We start from the raw sequence: 6799 nt of genomic DNA on the forward strand, positions 1-6799 counted from the left end.
GTCGGCGCGTCATGACGCGCCGACTCGGCGTTGTTTTCGGTCAGGATGCGCCGACTCGGCGGGCGCCTGGCCGAGATCGGTCATAGTGGGATGTTGCCGTGAGCACCGCGGCGTACGCCGACGGTCTGGATCGCTTCCTCGAAGGCGGCAGCGATCGCGCTGCGGGTGGCAGCCGGCTCGATGACCTCATCCACGACACCGATCTCGACGGCCTTGTCGACACCGCCGGCGAGACGCTCGTGCTCGGCCGCGAGCTCCGCCTCGACCTGAGGACGGAGGTCAGGCGCGACCTCGGCGAGCTTGCGGCGGTGCAGGATGCGGATGGCGGCGACCGGGCCCATGACCGCGACTTCGGCACCCGGCCAGGCGAAGACCTTGGTCGCGCCGAGGGAACGGGCGTTCATGGCGATGTAGGCGCCGCCATAGGTCTTGCGGGTCACCAGGGTGACCCGGGGGACCACACACTCGCCGAAGGCGTGCAGGAGCTTGGCGCCACGGCGGACGACCCCGTCCCACTCCTGACCCACGCCTGGCAGGTAGCCGGGGACGTCGACGACGACGATCAGCGGGACGCCGAGCGAGTCGCAGAGACGTACGAACCGGGAGGCCTTCTCCGCTGAGAGGGAGTCGAGGCAGCCGCCGAGCCGCAGCGGGTTGTTGGCCACGACGCCGACAGTGCGGCCGCCGAAGCGGCCCAGGGCGGTGACGATGTTGGGCGCCCAACGCGCGTGCAGTTCCTGGGTGGTGCCCTCGTCGAGGATGTTCTCCACGAGCGGGTGTACGTCGTAGGCACGCTTCTTCGACTCCGGCAGCTGCTCGGCGAGGTCCTTGTCCTCCACCGCGGCGACGTCGAGACCGCCCTGCGAACCGAGGAGGGAGGTGACCGTGCGCGCCTTGTCGAGAGCCTCGCGCTCGGACTCGGTGAGGATGTGGACGACGCCGGAGCGGCGGCCGTGCGGCTCCGGGCCGCCGAGGCGCAGCATGTCGACGTCCTCGCCGGTGACGGAGCGTACGACGTCGGGACCGGTCACGAAGATCCGGCCCTCGGGGCCGAGGATGACGACGTCGGTGAGGGCAGGACCGTAGGCAGCACCGCCGGCCGCGGGGCCGAGAACGACCGAGATCTGCGGGATCTTGCCGCTGGCCTGCGTCATCGCGTGGAAGATGCGGCCCACGGCGTGCAGGGAGAGTACGCCCTCGGCGAGCCGGGCGCCACCGGAGTGCCACAGGCCGATGATCGGGATGCCGTCGGTCATCGCCCGGTGGTAGGCGTCGACGACCACACGGCAGCCGAGGTCGCCCATCGCACCGCCCATGACGGTGGCGTCGGAGCAGAAGGCGACCGCGCGGGTGCCGTCCACCTCGCCGACGGCGGCCAGCATGCCGGAATCGTCGTCGGGCGAGATGAGCTTGACGGTGCCCTCGTCGAAGAGCGCCTGCAGACGGGTCAGCGGGTTGCGCGGGTCCTGGTCGCGAGGAAGCTTCTGCTTCGCCGCGGGGGCCGGTGCAGGCGCCGTGATCGTCATCAGATGCTTCCGTAGACGACAGCGACGTTCGCGCCGCCGAAGCCGAAGGAGTTGTTGAGAGCTGCGATGTCGCCGACCGGGAGGTCGCGCGCCTTGGTGGCGATGTCGAGCTCGACCGCGGGGTCGAGGTTGTCGAGGTTGATGGTCGGCGGCGACTGGCGGTGGTGGATCGCCAGCACGGTCGCGACCGTCTCGAGTGCGCCGGCACCGCCGAGCAGGTGGCCGGTCATCGACTTGGTCGAAGTGACCACGACGTTCTCGACGTGCTTGCCGAGGGTGGCGTGGAGCATCAGGCCCTCGGCGATGTCGCCCTGCGGGGTGGAGGTCGCGTGAGCGTTGACGTGGGCGATCGTGCTCGGGTCGATGTCGCCGTCCTCGAGCGCGCGCTTGATGGCGCGGCTGCCGCCACGACCCTCCGGGTCGGGCTGGGCGATGTCATGGGCGTCGGCGGTCACGCCGGAGCCGAGGACCTCGGCGTAGATCCGGGCGCCACGGGCCTGAGCGTGCTCGAGCGACTCGAGCACGACGATGCCGGCACCCTCGCCGAGGACGAAGCCGTCGCGGCCGGTGTCCCAGGGGCGGCTGACCGCGGTCGGGTCGCCACCGTCGGGGCCGGACGCGGTCTTGGACAGGGCCATCATGTTGGCGAACGCGGCGATCGGCAGCGGGTGGATCGCGGCCTCGGTGCCGCCGGCGAGCACGACGTCGGCGCGGCCCAGACGGATCTGGTCGGCGGCCAGGGCGATCGCCTCGGAGCCGGAGGCACAGGCCGAGATCGGGGTCTGAGCGGCGGCGCGGGCGCCGTAGGTCAGCGAGATGTTGGCTGCCGAGGCGTTGGCCATCAGCATCGGGACGGCGAGCGGGCTGACCCGGCGCGGCCCCTTGGCGAGAAGCGTGTCGTAGTTGTCGAGCAGCGTGGTCACGCCGCCGATCCCGGTGGCGACGGCGACGCCGAGGCGCTCACCGTCGAGGCCGGCCTCGGTCGCGGTGCCTTCGAAGCCGGCGTCCTTCCAGGCCTCGGCCGCGGCGACCACGGCGAACTGTGCGGAGCGGTCCAGGCGCCTGGCCTTGACCCTCTCCAGAACCTCGGACGGCTCGACGGCGATGCGGCCGGCGATGCGTACGGGAAGGTCTTGAGCCCACTCCTCGGTGAGCTCGCGGATGCCGGAGCGGCCGGCGATCAAGGCATCCCAGGTGGTGGCTACGTCTCCGCCGACCGGGTTGGTGGTGCCCAATCCGGTGACGACGACTCGGGTGCGGCTGCTCATGTGGTCTCCGTGGGGTGTTGGCGCGTCGGGAACAGGTGATACAGGTCCGGCGGCTCGGCCTGGGAGGGTTGGCCGAGCCGCCGGGGCGCGTCAGGCGTTCGCGGAAGCCTTCTCGATGAAGCTCACCGCGTCGCCAACGGTCTTGAGGTTCTTGACCTCCTCGTCGGGGATGGATACGCCGAACTTCTCCTCGGCGGCAACGACGACCTCGACCATGGACAGCGAGTCGACGTCGAGGTCGTCGACGAAGGACTTGTCGAGCTGGACGTCGGCGACATCGATGCCGGCGACCTCGTTGACGATCTCGGCGAGGTCGGAGCGGATCTCTTCGGTGGTGGCCATGTGTGGTGCTTCCTCTCGGATTTTCTTTGTGGTGAAACTCTGGGTGGTGTGAGGCTAGGGCAGGACGACGACCTGGGCGGCGTAGACCAGCCCGGCGCCGAACGCGATGAGCAGAGCGGTGTCGCCCGACTGAGCCTGCCCCTCTTCGACCATCCGCTCAAGGGCCAGCGGGACCGAGGCGGCGGAGGTGTTGCCCATCGTGGCGATGTCACGTGCGATCTTGACCGACTCCGGGAGCTTCATGGAGCGGGCCAGGGCGTCGACGATGCGCATGTTGGCCTGGTGCGGGACGAAGCAGTCGAGCTCGTCGGCCGTGATGCCGGCCTTCTCGAGCGCCTCCTGGCCGACCTTGGCCATCGCGAACGAGGCCCAGCGGAAGACGGGGTTGCCCTCCATCGTGAGCCAGGGCGTCTCCTTGGCCTCGTTGGCGACGAACCAGTCGGGCGTCTGGATCAGGTCGGCCTTGTCGCCGGAGGAGCCCCACACGACCGGACCGATCCCGGGCTCCTCGCTCGGGCCGACGACCGCGGCGCCCGCGCCGTCGGCGAAGATGAAGGCGGTGCCACGGTCGTGCGGGTTGGTGATGTCGGAGAGCCGCTCGACGCCGATGACGAGTACGTGACGGGCGCTGCCGCCGCGGACGAGGTCGTTGGCCAACGCGATGCCGTGGCAGAAGCCGGCGCAGGCCGCCGAGATGTCGAAGGCGGCCGGGTTGTCGGCGCCGAGCTCGTCGGCGATCAGCGCGGCGACCGCGGGGGTCTGGCGCATGTGGCTGACCGTCGCGACGATCACGCAGTCGATCTGGTCGATGCCGATGCCGGCGTGCTCGAGAGCCTTGCGGGACGCGGCGACCGACATCATCTGCACGGTCTCCTCGTCGTTCGCCCAGCGGCGCTCGACGATGCCTGAGCGGGTGCGGATCCATTCGTCGGAGGAGTCGATGAGGCCGACGATCTCGCTGTTGGGGACGACCCGGCTCGGACGATAGCCGCCCACGCCGAGGATGCGGGCGTGCGGGGCGCCTGTCGGGGATGAGATCACGAGTGCTGCGCTCCCGTCGGGTGCAGACGGAGCAGGGGCTGGCCGGGGGAGACGAGGTCGCCGTCCTCGACCAGCCACTCGATGACCTCGCCACCGTGGGCCGAGGTGATCGCGATCGTGTCGCGGAGGCTGGCGATCGCGCCGATCTCGGTGCCGGCCGGGATCACGTCGAGGCCGGACACCGTCTCGGAGAGCTTGAAGGTCCCCTTGGAGGGCGAGACGACCATGCGCCAGGTCGGCGTGGTCTCGATCGGGTTGGCCTCGCCGTGCTTCTCGACGAACGCGCGGGCGTCCTCGAGCTGGTCGGGCGTCTTCAGGGCGAAGGTCTCGACGCCCTTGAGGGCCCGCTTGGCGATCCCGGTCAAGGTGCCGGCCGGCGGCATCTCCAGGATGCCGGTCACGCCGATGTCGGACATCGTGTCGAGGCAGAGGTCCCAGCGCACCGGGTTGGCGATCTGGCCGACGATCCGGTCCAGCGCCTTCGCGCCGTCATGGACGATCTGGCCGTCCTTGTTGCTGATCAGGCGCGTACGCGGGTCGTGGGTCGAGACGCTCTGGGCCAGCCGGGTGAGGTGGCCGACGGCGGGCTCCATGTGCTTGGTGTGGAACGCGCCGGCGACGCTGAGCGGCATCAGCCGGGCCTTGGCGGGCGGCTCGGCGGCGAAGGCCTCGAGCTCCTCGAGCGTGCCCGCGGCGACGATCTGCCCGGGGCCGTTGTCGTTGGCGGGGGTGAGGCCGTGCTTCTCGATCGCCGCGAGGACCTCCTCGCGGACTCCGCCGAGGACCGCGGTCATGCCGGTCGGCGTCTTCGCGGCGGCCTCGGCCATGGCCTTGCCACGCTCACGGACGAGCACCATCGCCTGCTCGGCGCTGATCGCGCGGGCGCCGGCGGCGGCGGTGATCTCACCGACGCTGTGGCCGGCGACGGCACCGATCTTCGCGAAGGCGTCCGCGGGCTGCGGGAAGAGCTGCAGCGCGGCGACCAGGCCGGTGGCGACCAGCAGGGGCTGGGCGATCTCGGTGGCGCGGATGGTCTCTGCGTCGGCATTGGTGCCGTAGTCGATCAGGTCGATGCCTGCGACGGTCGAGAGCCACTCCATACGAGCGGCGAAAGCGGGGTCCTCCAGCCACGGGGTGAGGAATCCTGGTGTCTGAGCACCTTGTCCGGGGGCGACAATGACGAGCACGGAACGATGGTCCCGTCTGGAGGGGTCCTGGTTCACCTTCGGCGGCGACGAATATCTGTCACGCAATCCTGTAGGGGTTCTACAATTTCCGCCGATGCCAGGGTTAATGGTCCTGTTGCCTGCCGAGGATCAGGGCGACCTGCAGCGCAAGAGCGTCCCGTGAGTCGGTCGGGGTGAAGCCGGTGAGCTCGGCCACCTGCTTGAGCCGGTAGCGCACGGTGTTGGGGTGCACGAACAGGGTGCGACCGGTGGCTTCGAGGCCGCCTCCGGCGGCGAAGTACGCCGCCAGCGTCTCGATCAGGGTGCTGCGGGCCTCCACCAACGGCTGGTAGAGATGCTCGATCAGGTAGCGGTGGGCCCACGCGTCGCCGGCCAGGGCACGTTCGGGCAGGAACGACTGGCTCCGCGCCGGACGAGGTGCGTCGGGCCACCCGGGCGCGGCCCGGTAGGCCGAGAGCGCGGCTCGGGCGGAGTCGGCGGCGGTGGCGAGCCCGGTGGCCATCGGCCCGACCACGACGGGACCGTCGGCGAAGAGATCGACGATGCGGCCGGCGGCCTCGAGCGGGTCCTCGATACCGCCGAGCAGGGCGACGAGGCGGTCACCCTGGACCGCGCACAGGGAGTGCATGTCGTGGACGCGGGCGCGCCGGCGTACCTCCTCCATGGCGGCGTCGAGGCCGACGCCATCGGGCGCGTGGCCGAGGACGGCGCACAGCTGCAGGTCGGCGTCCCAGCCGAGCGCGCTGGCCCGGGAGAGGACGACCTCGTCGGTCTCGGCGCGCAGGACCGCGTCGACCACGAGCGCCTCGAGACGGGCGTCCCAGGCACCTCGCTGCTCGGCGGCGCGGGCGTAGACCTCGGCGGTGGCGAAGGCGACCTCGCGGGCGTAGCGGCCGATGGCCTCATGCACGTCGGCGGCGTCCTCGGTGCCGAGGAGGTCGTCGATGTTGGCCTCGACCACCTCGATCGAGAGTCGGACCAGGTCGACGGTCTGCTGCAGCGTGATGATGCCGGTCAGCGCGCGCGGCGCGACACCGAACATCGAGGCGGCCAGGTCGGGCTTTGCGGTGTCGGCGGAGGCGCCGCCGGCGTACCAGCCGACGAACTCCTTGATGCCGGCCTGGACGATCAGGCCGACCAGGGAGCGGTTCTTCGCGGAGAGATCCTTGAACCACGGCATCGCGTCGTCCATGCGCGAGGTCGCGGCCGTCGCCAGCCGGCCGGTCGCGCGACGCAGAGCCTGCGCGGTGCGCTGGCGGGTGGGAGGGATCACTGCGGTCACGTTGTCCATTCTTGCGCTTAGTACATCTGATGACATGCCGAGTCGGCGCATCCGACCCCTCTGGCTCGCTTCGCTTCGCCAGACACGGGGTCAGAAGCGGCGACTCGGCGCCACGAGGGTCAGGCGTCGCCGCCCTCCAGCGAGATGCCCTTC

General features: G+C 70.7%; 6 protein-coding genes. All 6 read right to left on the reverse strand.

The features are described 5' to 3' along the window. Window positions 1–80 precede the first annotated feature (80 nt). Window positions 81–1526, reverse strand: a complete 1446-nt coding sequence (locus tag ACFVDI_RS28375) for an acyl-CoA carboxylase subunit beta (RefSeq protein ID WP_378912224.1) — start codon at window positions 1524–1526, stop codon at window positions 81–83. Continuing rightward, entirely contained in the window at window positions 1526–2794 is a 1269-nt protein-coding gene (locus ACFVDI_RS28380; protein WP_378912225.1) for a beta-ketoacyl-[acyl-carrier-protein] synthase family protein, read from the reverse strand. The genes ACFVDI_RS28375 and ACFVDI_RS28380 overlap by 1 nt, the downstream gene beginning before the upstream one ends. Window positions 2795–2884: 90 nt before the next feature. Then, window positions 2885–3136, reverse strand: coding sequence for an acyl carrier protein (locus tag ACFVDI_RS28385; RefSeq protein ID WP_008364250.1), 252 nt, complete (start codon window positions 3134–3136; stop codon window positions 2885–2887). 54 nt (window positions 3137–3190) lie between these two features. Next, window positions 3191–4177, reverse strand: coding sequence for a beta-ketoacyl-ACP synthase III (locus ACFVDI_RS28390; protein ID WP_378912226.1), 987 nt, complete (start codon window positions 4175–4177; stop codon window positions 3191–3193). Continuing rightward, window positions 4174–5364, reverse strand: coding sequence for an acyltransferase domain-containing protein (locus ACFVDI_RS28395; RefSeq protein WP_378912227.1), 1191 nt, complete (start codon window positions 5362–5364; stop codon window positions 4174–4176). The genes ACFVDI_RS28390 and ACFVDI_RS28395 overlap by 4 nt, the downstream gene beginning before the upstream one ends. A gap of 103 nt (window positions 5365–5467) precedes the next feature. Next, the gene (locus ACFVDI_RS28400) at window positions 5468–6655 is read right to left on the reverse strand and encodes a PucR family transcriptional regulator (RefSeq protein WP_378912228.1); all 1188 of its coding nucleotides are present in this window, start codon (window positions 6653–6655) and stop codon (window positions 5468–5470) included. Window positions 6656–6799 lie beyond the last annotated feature (144 nt).

Origin of the sequence: Nocardioides sp. NPDC057767, from assembly GCF_042798275.1 — a bacterium.
In the GTDB taxonomy this organism is placed as follows: Bacteria; Actinomycetota; Actinomycetes; order Propionibacteriales; family Nocardioidaceae; genus Nocardioides.